Raw genomic sequence first — 22,523 nt, 5'->3', positions numbered from 1 at the left:
CTCAGAACAGGTCGGCGAGCAGCTGCGCCACCCGCGCAGCACCGTCGCGCTCGACGGGGCGGTACGACGAGGTGTCGCGGGCCGCCTCGGCCACGATCGCGGCGGCGAGCGCGTCCGGGTCGCGGGTGAGCTCGTAGTCGAGGCAGGTGCCCGCGGCGTACTGCTCGAGGCGGTGCCGGACGTGGAAGCTCTGCTCGAAGTGGTGCCGCAGCGGGAGGAAGAGGAAGGGCTTGCGCAGCGCGGCGAGCTCCATGCAGGTCGTGAGGCCGCCCTGCACCACGGCGACGTCGCAGGCGGCGAGCCAGGCGGTGAGGTCGGGGACGAAGCCGTGCACCCGGGCGCCGTCCCGCTCGGGGAGCGACCGCGGGTCGATCCGCGGTCCCGCGACGATCTCGAAGCGCAGGTCGGGGCGCAGCCGCCGAGCCTCGGGGACCGCGTCGAGGACCCGGCGCAGGAGCGGCGCACCGACCCCCGACCCGCCGACGCTGACGACGCAGACGGTCTCGTCGGGGCGGTAGCCGAGGCGGGCCCGCAGCTCGGCCGGGTCGCCGAGGCTCGAGGGGTCGAAGCCGGTCACGTAGCCGGCGAAGTCGAAGTTGTCCTCGGTCCACTCGCGGATCGCCGGCAGCCCGTCGCCGAAGCTGTCGGGTACGACGTCACCGGGGTTGCCGACGAAGACCGACCGGTCCCGGAGCCGGTGGAAGCGGGCGCGGTGCTCGATCATCTCGGCGTTCAGGTCGGCCGTCAGCGCGGCCTCCTCGGCGCCCCCGTCCGGCATCGGCAGCCAGCCGACGAAGTCGGTCAGCCAGGCGTACGACGAGCGCTTCAGCTCCGGGTTCTCGTGCAGGAAGTAGTCGACCTCCCAGGCCTCGTCGCCGATGACGAGGTCGTAGGGCTCCTCGTCGAGCAGCTGGTCGAAGACCATGAAGTTGTTGACCATGATCTCGTCCATCCGCCGGACCGCGCGGAAGGCGTGCAGGTCGTGCTCCCCGCACTCGGCCTCGATGTGGCCGGACTCGTTCGCGAGGTGTGCGGAGGCCGGGTGCGCCCGCTCGCCGTGGTGGGCGAGCAGCCGGGTCACCGGGTCCTGGGCGAGCCAGTCGACCTGCAGGTCCGGCCGGAGCTCGCGCAGGGCGCCGGCGACGGCGAGGTCGCGGCGGGCGTGGCCGAGCCCGATGGGGGAGGAGAGGTAGAGCGCGCGGGGCGGCCTCGCCGCGGCCCGCCGCCAGCGCCGCGGCGGCGCCTTGGTCGGAGCAGGCGCGAAGCGCTCGGCGAACCGGCGCACCTCGTGGTTGACCCAGACCGGCTCCCGGAAGGGCAGGCCGTGGCCGGCGTCCTCCACCAGGACGAGCTCGCCGCCCGTCAGCTCGGCCAGCCGCTCGCCGATCTGGTGGCCGCGGATCCGGTCGTCGGTGCCGTGCACGACCAGGACCGGGCAGGTCACCTGGGGGCACAGCGGCTCGACCGACGTGCAGGTCGCGCCGTCGCAGCCGAGCCGCCCCGCCGTGGTGTCCACCAGCGTCTGCGGTCCGACGTCCTGCCCCCAGGCGATGCAGTCCTCGATCTGCTTGGTCGAGTGCGGCTCGGTGAACATCTGGCCGAAGAAGAACTCGAGGAAGTCGTCGTACCCGCCCTCCAGCCAGTGGTGCTTGTTGTACTTCGCCCAGCCGTCGGCGTGCGGGTAGCGCTCGGACCAGAGGAACTCCTCGCGCACCGGGTCGTGGACCGAGAGCCCGCAGGCCGGCGCGATCGAGAAGAGGCCGAGCACGCGCTCGGGGTGACCCGCGGCGACGTGGACCGACCAGGTCCCGCCGCACGAGAGCGAGACGAGCACGGCGCGGTCGACCTCCGCGTCGTCCATCACGGCGACCGTGTCGGCGGCGTACTCCACGTCGGTGTACGCCGCCGCCCCCGTCGGCCGGCCCGAGGCGCCGGACCCGCGCCCGTCGAAGGTGACGACGCGGAAGTGCCGGGCGAGGTACGGGACCTGCGCCTTCCACATCCGCGACGGCACGATCGACCAGGTCGGCATCAGCAGCAGCGTGACGTCGCCGGCGCCGTACGACGACCAGGCGAGCGGTACGCCGTCGCGCACGGCGACGCCGGTCCGGTCGGGCAGCAGGGCCCGGCTGGCGGGTGCGTCGGCGTCGCCGTGCGCGGCTGGTGGCTGGGTCACTTCCGGACCTCCAGCACGTTGTTGAACGGCGTCTGGGCGGCGATCCGGAACTGGGTGAATCCGGCGGCGGTGACGATGTCGCGGATCCGGGCCGGACCGGCCTGGGTCCCGATCGCGAGACCGACGTCCTGGGAGAGCGACGCGGGCGTGCACAGCAGGGTGGAGAACCCATAGTAGGCGCGCCCGACGGGGTTGAGGTTGTCCTGGATCCGGTCGCCGGCGGCCGGCTCGACGATCATCCAGGTGCCGTCGTCGGCGAGCAGGTCGTAGACCCGGCGGGCGCAGCCGACCGGGTCGCCCATGTCGTGCAGGGCGTCGAACACGGTGACCAGGTCGTAGCCCGACCCGGTGACGGTCGTCGAGGTGGCCGTCTCGAACTCCACGCGGTCGCCGACGCCGCCCTCGGCTGCGCGCTGCCGGGCCACGTCGATGGAGCCGGCGTGCGCGTCCGACCCGACGAAGGTGGACTGCGGGTAGGCCTGCGCGAGCAGGACGGTCGAGGACCCGTGGCCGCAGCCGAGGTCGTGGACCCGCGCACCGCGCCCCAGCTTGTCGACGACCCCGTCGAGGGACGGCAGCCAGCTCGGCACCAGGTTGGCGGCGTAGCTGGGGCGGAAGAACCGCTCGCAGCCCTCGTGGACGTCGTGGTTGTGCTCGCCCCAGCCGAGGCCGTCGCCCTCGCGGGCGCGGTCGAAGATCTGCGCGGCGTCGCTGATCGTGCCGAACGCGATCTGGAAGAAGCCGGGCAGGTACGCCGGGCTGGTCGGGTCCGTCAGGGCGACGACGTGCTCCGCGGGCAGGGTGTAGCGGCCCGAGGCCGGGTCGTAGCGGACGAAGTCGCCGGCGGCCTGAGCGTTGAGCCACTCGGTCGCGTACCGCTCGCCGGTCCCGGTCGCCTGAGCGAGCTGCGGGGCGGTCAGCGGCCCGCGGTCGGCGAGGGCGCGGTAGTAGCCGAGGCGGTCACCCATGACGACGAGGGCGCAGTTGAGCGAGGCGCCCACCTCGTCGACGGCGCGGAAGACGAAGGCCATCAGGGCGGCCTCGTCGAGCTCGGCGGGCGGGGTGGTGGTCTGGGCGGTCATGTGGTGCTCCTTGGATCGGGACGGTCCGGCCGGTGCCGGAACCTGTCCTCCGACCTTCGGCCCCGGCGTCCCGGTGCCGCATCCGGTGACCCCCCTGGTCTCGAGGTCGTCCCTAGACTCGGGGCATGTTGGTCGGGCGCCAGCAGGCCCAGCGCGACCTCGAGGCGTTGCTCTCCGGAGCCCGCCTCGGCCAGAGCGGCGTCCTGGTGGTGCGCGGCGAGCCCGGGATCGGCAAGAGCGCGCTGCTCGAGGACGCCGTGGCGCGGGCGGACGGTCTGCAGGTGCTGCGCGCCCGGGGGGCGGAGGTCGAGCGGGAGCTCCCGTTCGCGGGCCTGGCCGCGCTCGTGCGCCCGCTCGTCGACCTCGTCGAGACCCTGCCGACGCCGCAGGCCGAGGCCCTCGGCACGGCGCTCGCGCTGCGCGAGGACGGGGTGGTGGATCGGTTCGCGATCTCCGCCGGGGTGCTGACCCTCCTGACCCGGGCGAGCGAGGAGCGGCCGACCGTCGTGGTCGTCGACGACGCGCACCTCCTCGACCGCCCGTCGGCCGAGGCGCTGGCCTTCGTGTCGCGCCGTCTGGTCGCCGATGCCCTGCTGGTGCTGGTCGCCCTGCGCCCGGACGAGACCGACGCCTGGGACGGGCTGCCGGTGCTCGACCTGGCGCGCCTGGACCTCCAGGCCGCCCGGGAGGTCGTGCGCGGCTCCGGCCAGGCCCTGACCGAGGAGCAGGCGGCCCGGATCGTGCAGCTGGCCGACGGCAACCCGTTGGTCCTGCGCACGCTGGCCGACCGTCCCGACTCCCTCGTCGGCCTGCCGGCCGGCCTCGAGACGGCTCCCGGGCTGTCGGAGGTGGCGACCGCGGCCTACGGGATGCGCATCGAACGCCTCGAGCCGTCCGCCCTCGACGCCGTCCGGGTCGCCGCCGTCGCGGGCGAGGACCTCGCGGTCGTCGGGCGGGCGGCCGCCCTCGCCGGCGTCCCCGTCGACGGTCTGGCCTCGGCCGAGGAGTCGGGGCTGGTGACGACCGGCCCGGACTCGGTGGCCTTCGTGCACCCCCTGGCCCGGGCCGCGGTCTATGCCACGGCTCCGGCCGGCGTACGCCGGCGGCTGCACGCGCTGGTCGCCGAGGTCCTGCCGCCGGGCGACCTGGACCGGCGGGCCTGGCACCTGAGCGCGGCGGCGCTGGGTCCCGACAACGGGGTCGCCGACGAGCTCGACGCGGTCGCGCGCCGGGCGGCGGCGCGTGGCGCGCACGCCGTGGCGGCGTCGGCCAGCGAGCGGGCGGCGCGGCTGTCGGTCTCCTCGGACGACGCCGGCCGCCGGCTGCTCGCGGCCGGTGAGGCCGCCTGGCTGTCCGGCGACGACCCGCGCGCCGCCCTCGTCCTCGACGAGGCGCTGCGCCACGTCACCGAGCCCGCGCTGCGCGCCCGGGTGCGCGCCGTGACCGGTCTCGCGGCGGCCCGCTCCGGCCGGCTGGGGCAGGCGTACGTCGAGCTCCTGCGGGCCGCCGACCAGGCCGGGGAGGAGGCGATCGCCGAGTCGATGGTGCTCTACGCCGAGGTGGTCGACGTGTGCTGCTACCTGCTCGACGTCCCGGCCGGCAGCGTCGTCGGGCAGCGGCTCGAGCGACTGCTGGCGGACCCGGACGTCTGTGCGCGGGCCGGCGCGCGGGCCGAGGCGATCGCATCGATCGCCGCCGGCATGGCCCGCACCCTCGAGGGCACCTCGGGCGCCGAGCACCTGCGTCGCGGCGTCCGGATCTTCGCCGGCCTCCCGCTCGCCGACCACCGGACCCGCTCGGCCTTCGAGCTGCTCGGTCCGCTCTACCTCCGCGAGTCGGACGCCGGGCGCGAGCTCGTCCAGCGCGCCGTGACCGAGCGCCGCGAGGCGGGCGCGATCGGCGAGCTGCCGCACCTGCTCTTCCACCTCGCGCGCGACGACGCCACGGGCGAGCGCTGGCCGCGCGCGGAGGCGGCGTACGGCGAGGCCGTCGCTCTCGCCCGCGAGTCAGGTCAGGTCACCGAGCTCGCGACCAACCTCGCCGGGCTGTGCTGGCTGCACGCCCGCCAGGGTCGCGTCGAGGCCTGCCGCGCCGCCGGCGCCGAGGCGCGCGCGATCGGCGACGCCCACGACGTGCACCTGGCCCGTGCGTGGGTGGGCTTCGGGACCGCCGAGCTGGACCTGTCGCTGGGGCTGGTGTCCGAGGCCGTCGCCGGGTTCGAGGGGCTGGTCGCCCTGCTGGCGGAGCGCGACGTGGGCGACCCGGACCTGTCGCCCGTGCCGGAGCTGGTGGAGGCACGGCGCCGCCTCGGGAACCTGGACGGCACGGACGCCGTCGTCGACGATTACCTCGCGCGCGCCGACCGCAAGGGCAGCCCGTGGTCGCTCGCCCGTGCCGCCCGGGTCCGGGCGCTGCTTGCCGCGGACGACGACGTCGACGAGGCCTTCGCCGCCGCGCTGGCGCTGCACGCGCTCACCCCGGACCGCTTCGAGACCGCGCGCACGCGCCTGCTGTACGGCGAGCGCCTGCGGCGGATGCGGCGGCGCACCGACTGCCGCGAGCACCTGCGCGCGGCGCTCGACGACTTCGAGCGGCTGGGCGCGCGGCGCTGGTCCGACGTCGCCCTCGCGGAGCTGGACGCCAGCGGGCTGACGCTCCAGCGCCGGGAGACCGGCCCGGTCGTCGACCTGACGGCCCGCGAGCTGCAGATCGCCCTGCTCCTCGCCGACGGGCAGACGACGCGCGAGGCCGCGGCCGCGCTCTTCCTCAGCCCGAAGACGGTGGAGTACCACCTGCGCCACGTCTACACGAAGCTGGGCATCGGCTCCCGCGCCGAGCTGGCCGAGCGGATGCGCGACGTCGGCTGACTGCCGTCGAGGGGCAGCACCTGGGCGACGTACTGGTCGGGACGCACCAGCACCAGTGCGCCGCGCTCCGGGTCGACGCCGCGCAGGTCGAAGATGTCCTCCTCGCCGACGCGGCCGCCGGTGGTGGCGGCGTACGCGTGGTCGCGGGCGACCGGAAGGCCGAGGTCCTCGGTGGTGTGGCTGTCGCCGGGGACGACGCCGATCACGTCGAGCGACCCGCCGTCCAACCGACCGATCGCCGACCGCCACCGGTCCAGGTCTGCGCCGGCGAACGCGTAGAGACGCCAGCGACCGTCGGCGGTGGCGGCGTGCCCGAGCTCCACGCGCCGCCCGTCGGCGATCCGGGTGACGGGCGCCGAGTGGAAGCGGGTCCCGACGACGAAGCCCGCAGCGAGGTGCTGGTGCTCGTCCGTGCCGACGAGCCGCCCGGCGGGATAGTGGGTGGCGACGCCGGCCGTGTAGCGGCCCTGACGGACGAAGTAGTCGGCTACCTGCTCGCTCGGCGGGCTGGCGAGCATCGCCTGCCACTCGCGGTCGAAGTCGATGAGCTCCTGGGCGACCGGGCGGCGCTCCTCGTCGTACGTCGTCAGCAGGTCGGCGTCGGCTCGTCCCTCCAGGACCGCCGCCAGCTTCCAGCCCAGGTTGAACGCGTCCTGCATCGAGACGTTCATGCCCTGGCCGGCCTTGGCGCTGTGGGTGTGGCAGGCGTCGCCGGCGATGAAGACGCGTGGCGCCCGACCGCGGCCGACGCCGTCGTCGAAGCCGTCGGCGATCCGCTGGGCGACCTCGTAGACGGAGAACCACACCGTCTCGCGTACCTCGATCGTGTAGGGCTGCAGCACCCGTTGCGCGACCGCGGCGACGTCGTCGGGGGTCATCGTGCGGATGGCGTCGCGGTTGTCGGGCGTCACCGTGCCGAGGTCGACGTAGAGGCGGACCATCCGGCCGCCCTCCCGCGGGATCAGCAGGATGCTGCCGTGGCCGGCCGACTGGATGGCGGCCTTGAACCGGATGTCGGGGAAGTCGGTGTCGACGAAGACGTCCAGGACGCCCCACGCGTGGTCGGCGCGGTCGCCGTGCAGTTGCCGACCGATCGCCTCGCGCACCCGGCTGCGCGCGCCGTCGCAGCCCACGACGTACGACGCGCGCACGCTCTCGGTCGCGCCCGTGCGCACGTCGCGCAGGGTGGCGGTGACGGGTCCCGGTCCGTCGGGGACCACGAGGTCGACCAGCTCGGCACCGTACGTCGGCTCGAGTCCCGACGCCCGCATCTGGTCGAGCAGGTGGTCGTGGACCCTGGCCTGGTTGAGGATCACGTGCGGCATCTCGCTCAGGCCGTCCGCGACGTCCTGCACGCGACCGGACCGGACGATGCCGCCGTCCTGCCCGGCGTCGGGGCGCCAGAAGCGGGTCTCGTTGACCCAGTAGGCCTCCTCCATGACCCGGCCGGCGATCCCGAAGGCCCGCAGCATCTCGAGGGTGCGGCACGCGACCCCGTCGGCCTGGCCGAGCTCGAGCGGACCGTCGCGCCGCTCGACGACCCGGGTGCGGATCGACGGGAAGCGGGCCAGCTGGGCGGCGAGCACGAGCCCCGCGGGGCCGGTGCCCACGACGAGGACGTCGACGTCGGTTTGCTGCATGCCTCCAGACTGCGGCTTGCGTCACATGACGGAACAGGTAATTCTGGTGTGCAGAATGAAGACTCCGCCGCCGTACGCCGTTACCAGCGTCGACCATGCCCTGCGCATCGCGACGATGCTCCAGCTCGAGGGCGAGCTGACGGTCGCCGAGGTCGCCGAGCGGCTGGGCGTCGCCCGCTCGACCGCCCACCGCCTGCTGGCGATGCTCGTCTACCGCGACTTCGCCGTGCAGGACGAGCGCCGGGTCTACCGCGCCGGGCCGGTCCTCGAGCTCGCGGCGCACTCCGGGTCACGTACGGCGCAGCTGCGGGCGGCCGCGCTGCCTCACCTGGCCCGCCTCGTCGACCTGCTCCGCGAGTCCGCCAACGTCGGCATCCGCACCGGCGACACCGCGCGCTTCATCGCCAGCGTGGAGTGCGACCAGGCGCTGCGCGTGGGGTCGCGCGAGGGCATGGTCTTCCCGGTCGGGCAGACGACCGCCGGGATGCTGCTGCTCGCCGAGGATCCTGTGGACTCGGCCGGAGACCGGGAGCTGAGTCGGATCCGCCGGCAGGGCTTCGCCGTCAACCAGGGTCGATCGGAGAAGGGTGTGGTCGCCGTCGGTGTACCCGTTCGGGACGCCGACGGCTCCGCCCTGGCCGGGCTCTCGGTCTCGATGCCGAGCGTGCGCTACGACAAGGCCGAGCTGCCCCGTCTCGTCGCCACCCTCCAGGCCGCCGCCCGCGGGATCGAGTCGGACCTCGGCGTCAGCCCACGGTGAACGGCAGTACCAGCCGGGACGGGTGCGTGGCGTCGCGGTAGACCTTGTGGGTGACGGGCCGTCCGACCGGCAGGTGGAAGGCGTCCGGGGGCAGCAGGGCGTTGTGCGCGTCGGCGAGCGGCTCGTCGTTCGAGAGCTCGACGACCAGGCGGTGGCCCGGCAGGAACGTCGTCGCGAAGGGGTAGACCCGCAGCACGTACTCCTCGATCACGCCCAGCTCGACCGGCACCGCGCGCGTGTGCGGGTGCACGGGGTCGCCGTACGACGAGCGCTCCTCGTCGAGCTCGCGGTGCGAGGCCTTGAGGTACGCCGTGGTGACGAGCTGACGTTTGCCACCGGGCGCCTCGTCCCAGAAGCGCAGGATGAGGTTGGTGTCCGGCTGGTCGATCTCGACGAAGAGGTGGGCCGCCCCGGTGCCGATCATCTCGACCGGTTCCGTGAAGGGCTCGGTGCTCCAGGAGAGCATCTCGACCTGGTCGGTCACGGTCAGCGGGGCTTGGTAGAACCCGTCGGGCGCGGCGTGCTCGGTGCCCATCGTCTCGGGCTCGGGGGAGAGCTTGCGGCGCGGGCGCAGGAAGAGCTCGCGGTGCTCGACCGGCTTCGGCGGCCAGGTGTCGCCCACGACGTACTGCCGCGAGCCCTCGACGTGCACGTCGACGGCGGGCTCGTCCATGACGCCGGTGTCGATGCCCTTGAGCCAGTGGTCGTACCAGCGGAACATCCGGTCGTGCTCCTCGATGAAGGGGCGCGACTGCATGGGCGGGTAGGGCCCGATCGACAGCTTCTTCGGGCCCTTCAGGGCGTGGAAGAGCTCGATGGTGCCGTCGAGGGTCCAGCCGCGGCCCTGGTCGAGCTGCACCCAGACGGGGATGTCGATCTGCGGCGCGAGCGTGATCGGGTTGCGCTCCTCGTACCACTCGCCATCGAGGTCGTTCATCACGATGTCGAACCACGCCTCGTGGTTCTTGGGGTAGTGCAGGACGTGCACGAGGTTGGGCCACGCGGCGACGTCGGGGTCCTGCAGGCGCTCGGCGACCAGGGCCCGGACCTTCTCCGGGGAGTGCGTCTCGAGCATCCGCGACTTCACGCCGTCGGTGAACGCCCAGCCCGAGTCGCCGCCGCGGCCCTCGCGCGCCGCGCGCGGCATGAACCACATGACGCCGCCGTGGTAGGTCGTCTCGTAGAAGTCGTAGTGCCCGCCGCTGACGAAGATCGCCTTGAGCGACGGCGGCCGCTCGGCCGCGGCCAGCACCTGCATCGACCCGAAGTAGGAGATGCCGATCATCCCGACGTTGCCGTCGCACCACGGCTGCGCCGCGACCCACTCGATGACGTCGTAGGCGTCCTGGCCGAGCGAGACGCCGCCGGCGTTGTAGTTGCCGACGTGCTCCCCCTCGGAGCCACCGGACCCCCGCAGGTCGCCGATCACGTGCACGTAGTCCTCGGCCACGACGCGGGCGATGTCGCCGGCCTCGATGCAGCCGTCCCACATCGGGCTCGGACGCCGCTGCGGCGGCGTCGTCAGTGCTAGCGCCTGGAGCTCCTTGCCGTACGGCGACAGGGCGACGAGCGCCGGGCGCGGCCTGTCGTCGGTGCCGTGGTAGGCGTCGGCGACGAGGGTGACGCCGTCGCGCATCGGCACGCGGAGGTCCTTGCGGACGGCGATCTTCTGGGTGCCGGCCTCGATGATGCGGACGTCAGACATGGCGTGCCTCCTGGGTGTAGCCGTGCAGCGTGGTGAAGAAGGGCGAGGGCTCGAGGGTCGGGTCGCCGGCGTAGCCGAGCTCGTGGGCGACCCGCTCGAAGGGTGAGTACGCCGAGGCCGACTCGGCCGGGGCGATGGCCGTGACCGCCGTCCGGACCTGCGCCTCGCGGTCGAGGCTGGTCTGCAGCGCCTCGCGGGCGCCGGCCTCGTCGAGGTCGACGGGGAAGGGCGTGCCGTCCGCGCGGCGGTAGGGGTGCCCGAGGTAGAGGTGTCGCGGCTCGAGGGCGAGCACCTTCTCCAGCGACGCCCGGTAGGCGTCGGGGTCCTCGTAGCCCGGGAAGCCGCTGGCCGCGCCGTAGCCCTGGACGGCGTCGCCGACGAAGACGTGCCCGTCCACGACGTACGCGACGGCGCCCTGCGTGTGGCCCGGCACCGCCACGACGCGCACCTCGATGCCGCCGAGGTCGAGCACGTCGCCGTCGTCGACGGTCCGGGTCGGCTCCAGCTCGCCGGAGATGGCGTCGAGCGCCTCGGCCGTCTTCGCGGCCTCGAGAGCGGCGGCGTCGACGTACGCGCCCCGCAGCGCGAGGGCCTCGTCGACGTGGGCCCGACGGCTGCGCAGGAAGGGCGCATCGGTCGCGGAGATGACGACCTCGGCGCGTCGGCCGGTCGCCTCCCAGAGCGCGTGGGCGCCGCCGACGTGGTCGATGTGGCCGTGGGTGAGCAGGATCCAGCGGACGTCCTCGATCCGCCGGCCGAGCCGCTCCAGCTCGGCGGGGATCCCGGCGGCCGAGGCCGTGACGCCGGTGTCGACGATCGCGAGCTCGGGGCCGTCGATGAGGAAGCTGTAGAGCGCGAAGCGGCCCCAGGGCGCGGCGATCGGGTGGACGACGACGCTCATGAGAGGAAGGTGGCGATCTCGTCGTACACCCGGTGGAAGCGCGGGTCCGAGCCGAGGAACTGCACGAAGCCGTGCCCGGCGCCGGCGTACCTGCTGACCGTCGCGTCGACGCCGGCCTCCTGCAGGCGGCGGCCGTAGAGCTCGCCCTCGTCGCGCAGCGGGTCGTGCTCGGCGGTGACGACCAGCGCCGGCGGCAGCCCGGTCAGGTCCGTGCGCTTGATCGGCGAGACGGAGGGGAGGGCCGGGTCGGCGCCGCTGTCGACGTAGAAGGCGTTGAAGGGCTTCAGCCCGGCGGTCTCGAGGCCGTGGCCGACGGCGTTCTCGACGAGTGATCCGTAGCGACTCTCGTCGAAGTCGAGGTCGAGCGACGGATAGAGCAGCACCTGATGGGTGATGCCCGCGAGCCCGTCGTCGAGGGCCATCGCCGCGACCGCGGCCGCGAAGTTGCCGCCCGAGCTGTCGCCGACGAGAGCGACGGAGCCGCCGTCCTTGGTGATGGACCGGACGACGGCGTAGCAGTCGTCGAGGCCGGCCGGGTACGCCGCCTCGGGCGCCCGCCGGTAGTCGACCGCGACCACGCGCAGCCCGGTGGCGACGGCGAGCTCGCGCGCGACGTGGTCGTGGGTCTCCAGGCTGCCGAGGAAGAACGCGCCGCCGTGGATGTAGACGATGACGGCGTCGGTGGTCGAGCCGTACACCCGCACCGGCACGCCGTCGTACGTCGTGTCCTCGACGGAGTGCAGGGGCAGCCGGTCGGCGAGCGGGAGCACGGCCGCCTCCTCGGCGGCGCGCATCGCGACGGGGTCGAGCTGCACCGCCTCAGCCCTTCTGCCCGGGGAAGACCTCGTCGAGCTCGTCGGCGGTCCAGCCGTTGCGCGAGATCCGCTGCAGCTCGTCGGTGACCGGCTTGCGGGTCGCCTGGAAGGCGGCCAGGGCCTCGGCGACCGTGCCGGCGGCGGCGAGCGCGTCGGCGAGGGCGCCGGCGTCGAGGATCGCCGAGTTGGCGCCCTGCCCCTGGTGGTGGCACATGGCGTGCGCGGCGTCGCCGATGAGGACGACGGAGTCGGAGTGCCAGGTGTCGACGGGGTCGATGTCGTAGACGGCGCGGGCGTTGACGGTCTCCATGTCGAGGCCCTCGGTCATCCGCACGATCCGCTCGTCGAAGCCCGCGACCGTGCGGACGATGTCGTCCTTGCTGACGGCGGGGGCCCAGGTGCCGTCGGGGTGCAGGGCGGTGATGTCGAAGGAGACCTGGCCGCGGTGCAGGAGCGGGAGCAGGTAGACCTTGGTGCCACGGCCGATGTACATCCGCAGGTCGCCGTCGTCGCACATGCCGGCCGTGGCGTCGATGTCGATGACGGCGCGGTAGGCGTGCTCGCCGGCGAAGACCGGCTGCGCGTCGCTGAAGAGCTGCTCGCGCACGATCGACTTGATGCCGTCGGCGCCGACGACCAGGTCGGCGGTGACGGTCTCGCCGTTGGCGAAGTGCAGGGTCGCCGCGCCCCCGTCGTCGACGACCTTCTCGAGCCGGTGGCCGAGCCTGACCATGCCCGGGGGCAGCACCCCGACGAGCGCCTCGATGAAGTCGCCGCGGTGGATCAGCTGCGTGGTCTCGCCGTACGTCGACTTCTCGGGCCACTCCTCGCGGGCGATCCGGTGGTCGTCGGCGGTGAGGATCTCGAAGCCGTCGCTGGGCGAGCTGGCCGCCTTGATCGCGTCGCCGATGCCCCAGCGGTTGAACTGGCCCATCGAGGAGGGGCGCAGGCCGATGCCGGCGCCGACCTCGCGGATCTCGGTGGCCTGCTCGTAGACGGTGACGTCCGCGCCGAGGTTGGCGAGCGCGCGGGCGGCCGCGGCGCCGCCGTACCCGGCGCCGACGACGGCGACGGTGAGTCCGGTGATGTCCATGGGTTCTCTCTCAGCTCTGGAGGGACAGGAAGGAGGCGGGCAGCTCGACGAAGATCCTGCGGATCGTGGCGTCGTCGACCCCGGCGTCGTGGAGCGCGGGGATGAGCACGTCGAAGAGGTAGTTGACGGTGTGGCCCTTCACTCCGGGCCAGCCGAGCGGGCTGCAGTTGGCGTCGGCGGAGGCGAGCACGCTGTCGACCAGGCCGTCGCGCAGGTAGCCGAGGAAGTGGTCGAGCCGCTCCTGGCGGGGCCGGCCCCAGAACGGCGGGTCGGGCAGCTCGAGGTCGTAGCCGAAGGTGTCGAAGCCGATCCGCCCGCCCTGCTCGGCGATCCAGCGGTCGCGCACCTTGCCCTGGCTGATGCCGTCGTCGGCGTGCCCGAAGAGCACCCGGTCCAGCGGCAGGCCCTCATCCTCGAAGATCTCGATCGCGGGCTCGGCGTTGACGGCGAGGTGGGTGAAGATCGGTACGCCGGTGGCGAGTGCCGCCCGGGCCGCGGCCCGGTAGATGCGCAGGTCGAGCTCCTTCATCAGGAACCCGCGGCTGACGCCGACCTTGATGATCCCGGCCTTCGCGCCGGTCATCCCCATGCCGACGGTGATCTCGTGCAGGAACTGCTCGGTGAGGTAGTCGACGCTGGCGCGCTCGAAGAACGGCAGGGCGGTGTCGCCGCCGACGAAGCCGGTCGAGGCGACGATGTGCACTCCGGTCTTCTCCGACAGCGACTGGTAGTAGGAGACGTCGCGGCCGTTGCAGATGCCGGTGGCGTCGACGAACGTCGCGGCGCCGTACGGCTGGGCGTTCTGATGGAACTGCCGCAGCTTGGGGACGGTCTCCTCGTAGCGCTGCTCGGGCGTCTTCCACCACTGGGTGTCGAGCTCGGAGCCGGGCATGCCGTAGCCGATGTGCTCGTGGACGGCGACGAAGCCGAGCTCCGCGGCGGGCACCAGGCCGAGGACGGTGTTGACGTGGGACATGGTCAGCTCTCCTCGATCGTGAGCAGGTCGCGCGGGTTGGCGACGAGCACCTGGTGGGCGACGTCGCCGGCGAGGGCGGTCGGCAGGTCGGCGTACGACGCGGCCGGGGCGTCCTCGCCGAACGAGACGCCGACGCCCCCGGTGGCCAGCAGCACGCGCTCGGCCGGGAGCGTCCCGACGAGGGCGGGGTCGGTGACCACGACGTAGGCGCCGCGATCGATCGCGGCCGCGGGGTCGTCGGTGACGACCGCGACGCGGCGGGCCGGCAGCCCCTCCTTGAGCACGACGTCGAGGTCGTCGACGTCGTCGATCCGCAGCGAGACCGGGGCGCCGGTCGCGAGTGCCGCGCGAGCCACGCCCTGCAGCAGGCTCTCGTCGGTGGCGGTGCGGCCGCCGCGGGTGGTCGCGGTGGTGACCAGGCCGGCCGCCCCGCGGCGCTCGACGCGCGGCACGACCATGCCCTCGGCGACCTCGCGGCCGAAGAGGTCGGCGAACCGCTCCGCCGGCCACGGCGTCGGCGGGTTGGTCTGCGGGGTGAGGAAGTAGCCGCCGAGCAGCGCCTCCGGCCCCATGCCGGTGGAGGCGACAAGGTGCACCCCCGTCGTACGGGACAGCGCCTCGAGCAGCCGCACGTCGCGGCCGTGGAACATCCCGGTGCTGTCGACGACGGTGCCGCCACCCGCGGTGTGAAACGCCCGCAGCTCGCGCTCGAGCGTCGCGAAGACCTCGGCCCGATCGATGGTGATGTCGTGCGCGTACTGCGCTCCCGGCACCACCGACAGCAGGGCCTCGTGCACCGCGACGACTCCCAGCTCGTCCGCCGGCACCGGCCCGAGGACGGTGTTGACGACCCCCATGACGACTCCCTTCCGCTCGACTGGGTGTGAACGGTGTCACTTAACACGACAGTGTGTCAAGTGAAACCACAGAACGAAAACCGAAGTAGTATGGCTGCGCTGGTTGAGGAGGCGCGCCAGCGCCGTCTCGAAACCTGAGCCGCCCGGTGGTTGAGGAGGCGCGCCAGCGCCGTCTCGAAACCTGAGCCGCCCGGTGGTTGAGGAGGCGCGCCAGCGCCGTCTCGAAACCCAGTGGGCCGAGAAGCAGCCCCAAGCACGACACGACGCCCGCTAACCTGACGCCATGCCCAGCCTCCGCGACGCCCAGAAGCAGATGACCCGGAGGCTCCTCCTCGAGTCCGGCCTGACGGTCTTCCAGGAGAAGGGGTACGCCGCGGCGACGATCGACGACATCGCCACCGGCGCCGGTACGACCCGGACGACCTTCTACCTGCACTTCCCGTCGAAGCCGGCCCTGATGCAGGCCCTCATCGTGGAGATCAACGAGTCTCTCGTCGGCGCCGACGACCCGACCCTCGAGCAGGTCGTCGAGTCAGGCGACCGCGAGCTCATCCGCGGCTGGATCAGCAAGCGCTTCGACCAGTGGCCCGACCTGATGCCCAAGGTCCGCGCCGCCAACCAGGCCGCCGGCGCCGACCCCGAGATCGAGCTCGCCGTCGAGAAGTGGTTCGAGTCCGCCATCGGCGACATCCACCGCGGCCTCGACAAGGCCAAGCGCTTCGACAAGGACTCCCGCCACGTCCGTGGCGTCCTCGCCTTCGCCCAGGTCGAGTTCCTCTCCCGCCGCTGGATGCTGGAGGGCTGGGACGACAAGGTCGCCCGCGACGTCGCCCTCGACACCATCGTCGACAGCTGGTGCTCGCTGCTCGTCACGTGAGCCTCGGACGCCCGGGACGTCATACGGATGGTGGTCTCCATGCCTCGATTCGTATGACGTCCCGGGGCACGCCCGCGCGTCGGCGACGTCAGCTGCGGGTCGGCGGATCTTCGGGGTGCACCACCGAGGGTGCTACCCGCAGCAGCCGCGCGACACGGTCGGGCAGCTTCCAGTTCCAGGTGCCGAACAGTGAGACCAGCGATGGCACCAGGACGGACCTGATGATGGTGGCGTCCAGCAGGATCCCGATTCCCAATCCGGTCGCGAGGACCTTGATGTCGGTGCCTGGCCCCGAGGCGAGGGCCGCGAAGGCGAGGAACAGGATCAGGGCAGCGCTGGTGACCAGTCGACCGGTGCGCCCGATGCCTCGGATGACCGCCTCGTCGGTGGATGCGCCGGCGTCGTACTCCTCGCGTACGCGGCTCAGGATGAAGACCTCGTAGTCCATGGACAGCCCGTAGAGGAAGGCGAAGACCATGATCGGGATCCAGAACGTCACGGCGCCGGTCGCCTCGATGCCGAAGATCGCCGTGGAGCCGTGGCCCTCCTGCCAGAACAGGACCATGGTCCCGAAGACCGCCATGAGCGAGGCGAGGTTGAGCACGACGGCCTTGAGAGGCAACAGGAGCGAGCGGAACGCCCGGACCAGCAGCACGTAGGTGAGCAGGCAGATCAGGCCGAGCATCAGCGGCAGGTTGCCGTAGACCGCGTGCAGGAAGTCGACCTGGTCGGCACCCAGGCCGGCCACGCCGATGACCCCGTCGGTGTCATCGGCGACGGCAGTCACGGTCCGGACGACATCGACGCTCTGAGAGTTCACCGTCTCCTCGTCAGGTACCAGGACGACGACCGTGCGACCCGCCGAGTCCGACCCCTCCCCGGTCGGGACGAACGTGGCGTCGATGCCCTCGACCTCGCCCAGGGTGCTCGCGACGGACTCCGCCTTGTCGGTCTCGGCCAGCACCTCGATAGGGGTCAGCACACCCGTCGTGACCCCACCGGACTTGAGGACCTGCAGCGTGTCGAACGCGGCACCGTTCTTGGCCAGCGAGTCGGAGTCAGCGGCACCGATCTTGATGCCCGCGAAGGCGACCGTGAGGAGCCCGAGCACCAGGAACGCCGCACCGGCAGCGACCCACCGGTGACGGACGACCAGCCTCGCCCAGCCGGTCCACCCACGACTCGACTCGGCCTCGTGACGGATCTTGGGCCAATCCACCCGCGGACCGATGCTGCCGAGGATTGCCGGAGTCAGGCTCAGGGTGACCAGCACGCTCGCGAGCGGGATCAGTGCGCCGGCGAACCCGATGCTGCGCAGGAAGGGCACCGGCAGCACCACCAGTGCGAGCAGTCCGATGGCCACCGTGATGCCGCTGAACAGGACGGCGTGACCTGCCGTCTCCATGGCGGTCACGACCGCCTCGTGGTTGTCGCGACCGTGGTCACGCTCCTCACGCCAGCGGGTCACGAACAGCAGCGAGTAGTCGATGGCGACGCCGAGCCCGACCAGGGCGATCAGGAACTCAACGATGAAGGAGACGTCGGTGAAGTAGGTGATCGGCAGCAGCAGGACGAAGGTGGTCAGGATCGAGACCGCCGCGACCACCAGGGGCAGGAACGCCAGCAGGGAGGCGAAGACGAACAACAGGACGGCGAGAGCTCCCAGACCTCCCAGCATCGTCTCGACGAGCACGCTGTTGCCGCCCTCGTCGTCGCCGACGGCCAACGCGTCCATCCCGGTCACGCCAACTGTGGCCCCATCCGGTGCCTGCGCACTGACCGCCCCACGCACCACATCGACCGGCAGCACGCTCGAGAAGCTGTCCGGGAACGGGTAGAACACCATCGCGTACGCCGTCCGGTCGTCCTCGGTGCGGAAAGCGTCGTCGCCGGTGTTCGCCTCGTCGAGCACGCGCAACGGCACCTCGGCGCGTGTCACCGTCGCGAACGCGTCGCCGATCTGCTGCTCGTTGCCGGTGACGGTCTGGCCCTCCGGCATCGTGACGGTGACCAGCAACGGCACCGTGTTGCCACCGTTGCCGAACGCCTCCGTGATCTGCGCAGCAGCCTCGGTCCCGGGTTGCCCGGGCAGCGAGAAGTCGACGGTGAGCCGATTGTTGACCGTGCTGGTGATCGATGCGCCCACGACGGTGATCAGCAACCAGCCGAGCACAACCATCATGCGGTGCCGCAACACCCACTCGCCGAGAGCACGCACACTCGGATGCTACGCCGACCATCGGTGTGTTGACGTTGCCGCAGACGCAGCTCGCCCTCAGTGTCGATGACGTCCCGGGGCGCGCTACCCCTCGACAGATTCCGCCGCGACGCTCTCGCCCGCCGAGTCGATCACCAGGCGCAGAGCGGCCACGTGGCCGTCGTACGCCTGGCGTCCGGCTTTGGTGAGCCGGGCGCGGAGCTTGCGGCGGCCGCCGACGAGGTAGCGCTCGGTGGCGACGTACCCCGCCTCCTCCAGCGTCGCCAGCTGCTTGGACAGTGCTGAGTCGGAGAGCGCGAGACGGTCCTTCAGGAAGGCGAACTCGGCCCAGTCGGCGGCCGCGAGGGTCGCCACCAGGGTCAGGCGGGTGCTGGGGTGGATGAGCTCGTCGAACTTCGCCGCACTCATGCTCGGGCCCATCGGCGGAGCACGCCCAGGATCTCCGGGCCGCCGAAACCGACGACGGCGGCGACGAAGATCCCGGCGAAGATGCTCGCGTGCTCGGTGCCGTCGGCGTCGAGGACGAGCGCGGTGCCGATGGTCAGGGCGACCAGCGCGACCAGCATGCCGATCACCACGACGGGCAGTCGCCGGCTCGCGGTCTCGGCGCTGACCTGCACGCCGCCGGTACGACGACGGCCGCTCAGCACGCGGGATGCCACGGTCGCGTGCACGGCGCCGTACGCGACGGTCGCGACGGTCGCGAACCACGCCGCGGACAGGTCCCCGACGACGCCCAGGACGACCCAGCCGGCGGCGAGCAGCCACCAGTACCAGCGCGGCAGACCCACCTCGGCGGCCACGCCGCGGCGGGCGTGCTCGATGGCTTCCAGGGCCTCGCGGGCCTCGTGCTGAGCGATGGGCTCCATGGCGATTCCTTCTTTCCTAAGTGGAAAGAAGGATGCATCTTTCCCAGTCGGAAAGTCAAGGCCCGTTGTCAGCCCTCGGAGGCCTCCTGCTGCACCCGCGAGCGGCGCACGCCGTACGCGAAGTAGATGACCAGGCCGAGGGCGAGCCAGACGCCGAAGCGGATCCAGGTGTCGACCGCGAGGTTGGCCATCAGGGCGACGCACAGGATCGCGGAGACGATCGGCAGGACCGGGGAGAGCGGGGTGCGGAAGGGGCGCTTCAGGTCGGGGCTGGTGCGGCGCAGGATCGGGACGGCGAGCGAGACGATCGCGAACGCGAAGAGGGTGCCGATGCTGACCATCTCGGCCAGCTTGTCGAGCGGCACGAGGGCGGCGAGGACCGCGACGAAGGCAACCGTGATGGCGGTCATCAGGGTCGGGGTGCCGAAGCGCGGGTGCAGCTTGGCGAGCCGCGGCGGCAGCAGCCGGTCGCGGGCCATGGCGAAGCCGATCCGCGGCATCGTCACGATGTCGACCAGGATCACCGAGGTGAGGCCGGCGATGGCGGCGATGCTGATCAGGTTGGCGGCCCAGCCGAGGCCGACGGTCTTGAACGCCTCGGAGATCGGGGCGCCCTCGTCGAGGTCGTGGAAGTCGACCATGCCGGTGAGTACGCCGGCCACGCCGACGTACAGGAGTGTGCAGATGAGCAGCGTGCCGAGCAGCCCGATCGGCAGGTCGCGGGAGGGCTTCTTGGTCTCCTCGCCGAGGTTCGCGACGGCCTCGAAGCCGGTGTAGGAGAAGAAGACGACCGCGGCCGCGGACAGCACGCCGGCCATGCCGTAGATCGACGGCGAGGTGCCGGTGAGCATCTGCCAGAGCGGCTGGGTGAGGCCGCCGGAGTCCGAGCCCGGCTCGCTCGGCGGGATGAACGGGTGCCAGTTGGCGGTCTTCACGTAGAACGCGCCGACGAAGATCACGAAGAGGCAGACGAGCACCTTGATGACCACCAGCGTGTTGGTGACCCACTTCGACTCGCGGATGCCCACCCACGCCACCAGGCCGAGCACCAGCACGATCATCACGGCGCCGACGTTGATCGGCGCGGACTCCCCGAAGAGGCTCGTCGGGACCTTGTCCGAGAGGCTGGCGACGTACCCGGACCAGCCGCGCGCGACGACCGCCGCGCCGAGCGAGAACTCGAGCACCAGGTCCCACCCGATGATCCAGGCGAAGACCTCGCCGATCGTCGCGTAGGCGTAGGTGTACGCCGACCCGGCGGTCGGCACCGACGACGACAGTTCGGCGTAGCAGAGGGCGGCCAGCAGGCTGACGATCCCGGCGAGCGCGAAGGACAGCATCACGGCCGGGCCGGCGAAGTCCTTCGCGGCGACGCCGGTGAGCGTGAAGATGCCGGTGCCGATCACGATCCCGATGCCGAAGCCCATCAGGTCGAGCGCGCCGAGGCTCTTCTTGAGCCGACCGGTCTCGCCGGCCTCTCCCTGCTGGTCGTCGGTCTCGTCGGGCTCCGCGTTGACGGCGAGGATGTCGTCGACGGACTTCGTCTTGGTCAGGTCCACGACCGTCGATACCCACTGAACGGCGATCCCAGTCGTGGACAAGACCGGTGGAGCGGGGGCAGGGTGCTGACATGCGACGTCTCGGGTACCTCGTCCTGTCCAGCCTGCTCGCCGGAGCCGCCATGACGGGCGGCACCGCCCAGGCGTCCGGCCACGACCACGGCGGGCATGGCCACGGCCACGACAAGGCGTGGTCGTGGCAGCAGACGGTCATCGACGCCGACCAGGGCTTCCGCGGCCTCGACGCCGTCGACCGGCGTACGGCGTGGGTGACCGGCGGCAGCGCCACCGAGGGGGCGCCCGGTCGCGTCTTCCGCACCGCCGACGGCGGTCGCACCTGGCAGGACGTGAGCCCGCCCGACACCGAGGGCCTGCTCTTCCGCGACGTCGAGGCGCGCAGCGGCCGCGAGGCCGTGATCCTGGCGATCGGCCCCGGCGACGCGTCGCGGATCTACCGCACCACCGACGCCGGCGCGAGCTGGACGACGGCCTTCGTCAACGACGACCCGGCGGCGTTCTACGACTGCCTCGCCTTCTACCCCGGCAGCAAGCGCGGCCTGGCGCTGAGCGACCCGGTCGACGGAAAGTTCCGGATCCTGTCGACCGACGACGCGGGCCGCTCGTGGGAGGTGCTGCCGAACGACGGGATGCCCGAGGCGCCCACCGAGGCCGGCTTCGCCGCCAGCGGTGATTGCCTGGTGACGACCGGGCGCACGGCGTACTTCGGCTCCGGCGGCGGCGCCTCGCGCGTCTTCCGCTCCGACGACTACGGCCACACCTGGACCGCGACCGACTCGACGATCCGGGCCGGCGACGCCGCGGGCGTCTTCGCCCTGGCCTTCCGTTCGCCGCGGGACGGGGTCGCGGTCGGCGGTGACTTCGCGGAGCCGACCGACGGCGTGGACGCCGTGGCCGTCACCCGCGACGGCCGGACGTGGCGCAACGCCGGCGACCTCCAGCACCTGGCCGAGGATGCGGCGTACCTGCCGACCCGCGGCCACCCGCTGCTCGTGACCGGCGAGTCCGGCGACGTCCGCGGCACCAGCATCAGCTTCGACGGTGGACGCAGTTGGCGGCACCTGAGCACCGACGGCTACCACGCGCTCGACTGCACCAAGGACGGCTCGTGCTGGGCCGCCGGGGCGAACGGTCGCGTGGCCAGGCTGGTGCTCGGCCGCCACTGACGGCAGCCGGCCTCCGCCCTCTGGTGTCCGGGGATCAGCCGATCGCGGCCGCGGCCTCGTGCAGGAGGGCGCCGAGCCAGTCGGTGAAGGCGGTGTCGGCGAGCCGGGGGTTCCAGACCAGGTCGATGCCGAGGGTCGGGATCGGGTAGGGGAACTCCTCGATGCGCAGCCGGTCGACGAAGAGCTCGGTGCTGACGACCCGCAGGCGGTGCACCGCGACGCCACCGACGCGGGCGACCAGGGCGGGCAGGAGCATCTGGTCGGGAACTCGTTGGCGCACGGCGTACTCCACGCCCTCCTCGTCGAGGACCGCGTAGGGCCGCGACCGTCGGCTCCCGGTGTCGAAGACTGCGTGCGGCAGCGTCGTCAGCAGCTCGAGCGCGGTCGCGTCGGCGGGCGCTGCGTCGCGGGCCGCGAAGACGACCCAGCGGTCGTCGTACAGGCGCTCGCGCGGGTACGGCGCGGGCACGCCCTCGGGGATGAGCACGACGTCGGTGCCGGGGTCGGTGAAGACCGAGTCGTCGACGTCGGCCAGCGTCCTCATCCGCAGCGTGGCGTGCGGCGCTCGCTCGGCGACGAGGCGGGCGAGGTGGCCGCCGAGGACGTACGCCGTCGACGTCGAGCAGGTGACGTTGATGGTGCGCGCGTCGGTCGCCGGGTCGAAGGCCGGGAAGCGCACCACGCGCGCGGCCTGGTCGAGCACCGCGCGCAGCGGCCCGACCAGCTCGGTCGCGTGCGGCGTGAGGACCATGGTCCGGCCCTGCCGGACCAGGAGGTCGTCGTCGACAAGACGGCGGATCCGGGCCAGGGCATGGCTCATCGCCGGCTGCGACAGGCCCACGCGGGCGGCCGCCCGCGTCACCGACCGCTCCTCCAGCAGCGCGAGCAGCGGTGGCAGCAGGTTGAGGTCGACCGCGGCCAGGCGGTCGAGGTCGGAGGCCACG

18 protein-coding genes are annotated in these 22,523 nt (G+C 72.5%); 4 read left to right on the top strand and 14 right to left on the bottom strand.

Annotated elements, in window-relative coordinates:
* Position 1: 1 nt before the first annotated feature.
* Positions 2–2,176, bottom strand: coding sequence for an alpha/beta hydrolase (locus tag ASC77_RS14960; RefSeq protein ID WP_082574779.1), 2,175 nt, complete (start codon positions 2,174–2,176; stop codon positions 2–4).
* A complete protein-coding gene (locus tag ASC77_RS14955; RefSeq protein ID WP_056154521.1) occupies positions 2,173–3,258 on the bottom strand; it encodes a class I SAM-dependent methyltransferase in 1,086 nt (361 codons plus the stop codon). Before ASC77_RS14955 ends, ASC77_RS14960 begins: the two co-directional genes overlap by 4 nt.
* A 125-nt stretch (positions 3,259–3,383) precedes the next feature.
* On the opposite strand from ASC77_RS14955, the gene ASC77_RS14950 reads away from it, so the two are divergent.
* Positions 3,384–6,125, top strand: coding sequence for an ATP-binding protein (locus ASC77_RS14950; RefSeq protein ID WP_056154518.1), 2,742 nt, complete (start codon positions 3,384–3,386; stop codon positions 6,123–6,125).
* Here ASC77_RS14950 and ASC77_RS14945 read toward each other — a convergent pair.
* The gene (locus ASC77_RS14945) at positions 6,062–7,765 is read right to left on the bottom strand and encodes an FAD-dependent monooxygenase (protein WP_082574777.1); all 1,704 of its coding nucleotides are present in this window, start codon (positions 7,763–7,765) and stop codon (positions 6,062–6,064) included. The two genes, ASC77_RS14950 and ASC77_RS14945, sit on opposite strands and share 64 nt — an antisense overlap.
* Positions 7,766–7,820: 55 nt before the next feature.
* Between ASC77_RS14945 and ASC77_RS14940 the strand changes: the two genes are divergently transcribed.
* Complete coding sequence (locus tag ASC77_RS14940; protein ID WP_056154515.1) at positions 7,821–8,525, top strand: IclR family transcriptional regulator; 705 nt, start codon at positions 7,821–7,823, stop codon at positions 8,523–8,525.
* On the opposite strand, the gene ASC77_RS14935 is transcribed toward ASC77_RS14940, so the two are convergent.
* The 6 genes from ASC77_RS14935 to ASC77_RS14910 are packed head-to-tail and all read right to left on the bottom strand — an operon-like array spanning position 8,512 to position 14,872.
* Entirely contained in the window at positions 8,512–10,230 is a 1,719-nt protein-coding gene (locus tag ASC77_RS14935; protein ID WP_056154512.1) for a CocE/NonD family hydrolase, read from the bottom strand. The two genes, ASC77_RS14940 and ASC77_RS14935, sit on opposite strands and share 14 nt — an antisense overlap.
* On the bottom strand, positions 10,223–11,131 hold the full coding sequence (locus ASC77_RS14930) for an MBL fold metallo-hydrolase (RefSeq protein ID WP_056154508.1): 909 nt from the start codon (positions 11,129–11,131) through the stop codon (positions 10,223–10,225). Before ASC77_RS14930 ends, ASC77_RS14935 begins: the two co-directional genes overlap by 8 nt.
* On the bottom strand, positions 11,128–11,946 hold the full coding sequence (locus tag ASC77_RS14925) for an alpha/beta hydrolase (RefSeq protein WP_235547699.1): 819 nt from the start codon (positions 11,944–11,946) through the stop codon (positions 11,128–11,130). The genes ASC77_RS14930 and ASC77_RS14925 overlap by 4 nt, the downstream gene beginning before the upstream one ends.
* 4 nt (positions 11,947–11,950) lie before the next feature.
* Positions 11,951–13,039, bottom strand: a complete 1,089-nt coding sequence (locus tag ASC77_RS14920) for an FAD-dependent monooxygenase (RefSeq protein WP_056154506.1) — start codon at positions 13,037–13,039, stop codon at positions 11,951–11,953.
* 10 nt (positions 13,040–13,049) lie between these two features.
* Positions 13,050–14,015, bottom strand: coding sequence for an aryldialkylphosphatase (locus tag ASC77_RS14915; RefSeq protein ID WP_056154502.1), 966 nt, complete (start codon positions 14,013–14,015; stop codon positions 13,050–13,052).
* Between the two features lie 2 nt (positions 14,016–14,017).
* Positions 14,018–14,872 carry an aryldialkylphosphatase gene (locus ASC77_RS14910; protein ID WP_056154499.1) on the bottom strand — a complete coding sequence of 285 codons (855 nt, stop codon included), beginning with the start codon at positions 14,870–14,872 and terminating at the stop codon, positions 14,018–14,020.
* Between the two features lie 283 nt (positions 14,873–15,155).
* Between ASC77_RS14910 and ASC77_RS14905 the strand changes: the two genes are divergently transcribed.
* A complete protein-coding gene (locus tag ASC77_RS14905) occupies positions 15,156–15,749 on the top strand; it encodes a TetR/AcrR family transcriptional regulator (RefSeq protein ID WP_056154496.1) in 594 nt (197 codons plus the stop codon).
* A gap of 88 nt (positions 15,750–15,837) precedes the next feature.
* Here ASC77_RS14905 and ASC77_RS14900 read toward each other — a convergent pair whose 3' ends face one another.
* From ASC77_RS14900 to ASC77_RS14885, 4 genes are all read right to left on the bottom strand, one after another.
* Positions 15,838–17,967: an MMPL family transporter gene (locus ASC77_RS14900; RefSeq protein ID WP_056154493.1), complete on the bottom strand. Its 2,130-nt coding sequence runs from the start codon at positions 17,965–17,967 to the stop codon at positions 15,838–15,840.
* 84 nt (positions 17,968–18,051) lie between these two features.
* Positions 18,052–18,375, bottom strand: coding sequence for a transcriptional regulator (locus tag ASC77_RS14895; protein ID WP_056156482.1), 324 nt, complete (start codon positions 18,373–18,375; stop codon positions 18,052–18,054).
* Positions 18,372–18,836, bottom strand: coding sequence for a hypothetical protein (locus tag ASC77_RS14890; RefSeq protein WP_056154491.1), 465 nt, complete (start codon positions 18,834–18,836; stop codon positions 18,372–18,374). Before ASC77_RS14890 ends, ASC77_RS14895 begins: the two co-directional genes overlap by 4 nt.
* Positions 18,837–18,904: 68 nt before the next feature.
* Positions 18,905–20,395, bottom strand: coding sequence for an amino acid permease (locus tag ASC77_RS14885; protein ID WP_056154489.1), 1,491 nt, complete (start codon positions 20,393–20,395; stop codon positions 18,905–18,907).
* Positions 20,396–20,466: 71 nt separating this feature from the next.
* Between ASC77_RS14885 and ASC77_RS14880 the strand changes: the two genes are divergently transcribed.
* A complete protein-coding gene (locus ASC77_RS14880; protein ID WP_056154486.1) occupies positions 20,467–21,579 on the top strand; it encodes a hypothetical protein in 1,113 nt (370 codons plus the stop codon).
* Positions 21,580–21,613: 34 nt separating this feature from the next.
* On the opposite strand, the gene ASC77_RS14875 is transcribed toward ASC77_RS14880, so the two are convergent.
* Positions 21,614–22,522, bottom strand: coding sequence for a LysR family transcriptional regulator (locus ASC77_RS14875; RefSeq protein ID WP_056154484.1), 909 nt, complete (start codon positions 22,520–22,522; stop codon positions 21,614–21,616).
* Position 22,523 lies beyond the last annotated feature (1 nt).

Source organism: Nocardioides sp. Root1257 (assembly GCF_001425175.1).
Classification (GTDB): Bacteria; Actinomycetota; Actinomycetes; order Propionibacteriales; family Nocardioidaceae; genus Nocardioides.
This window is presented reverse-complemented; position numbering and strand designations above follow the sequence as displayed.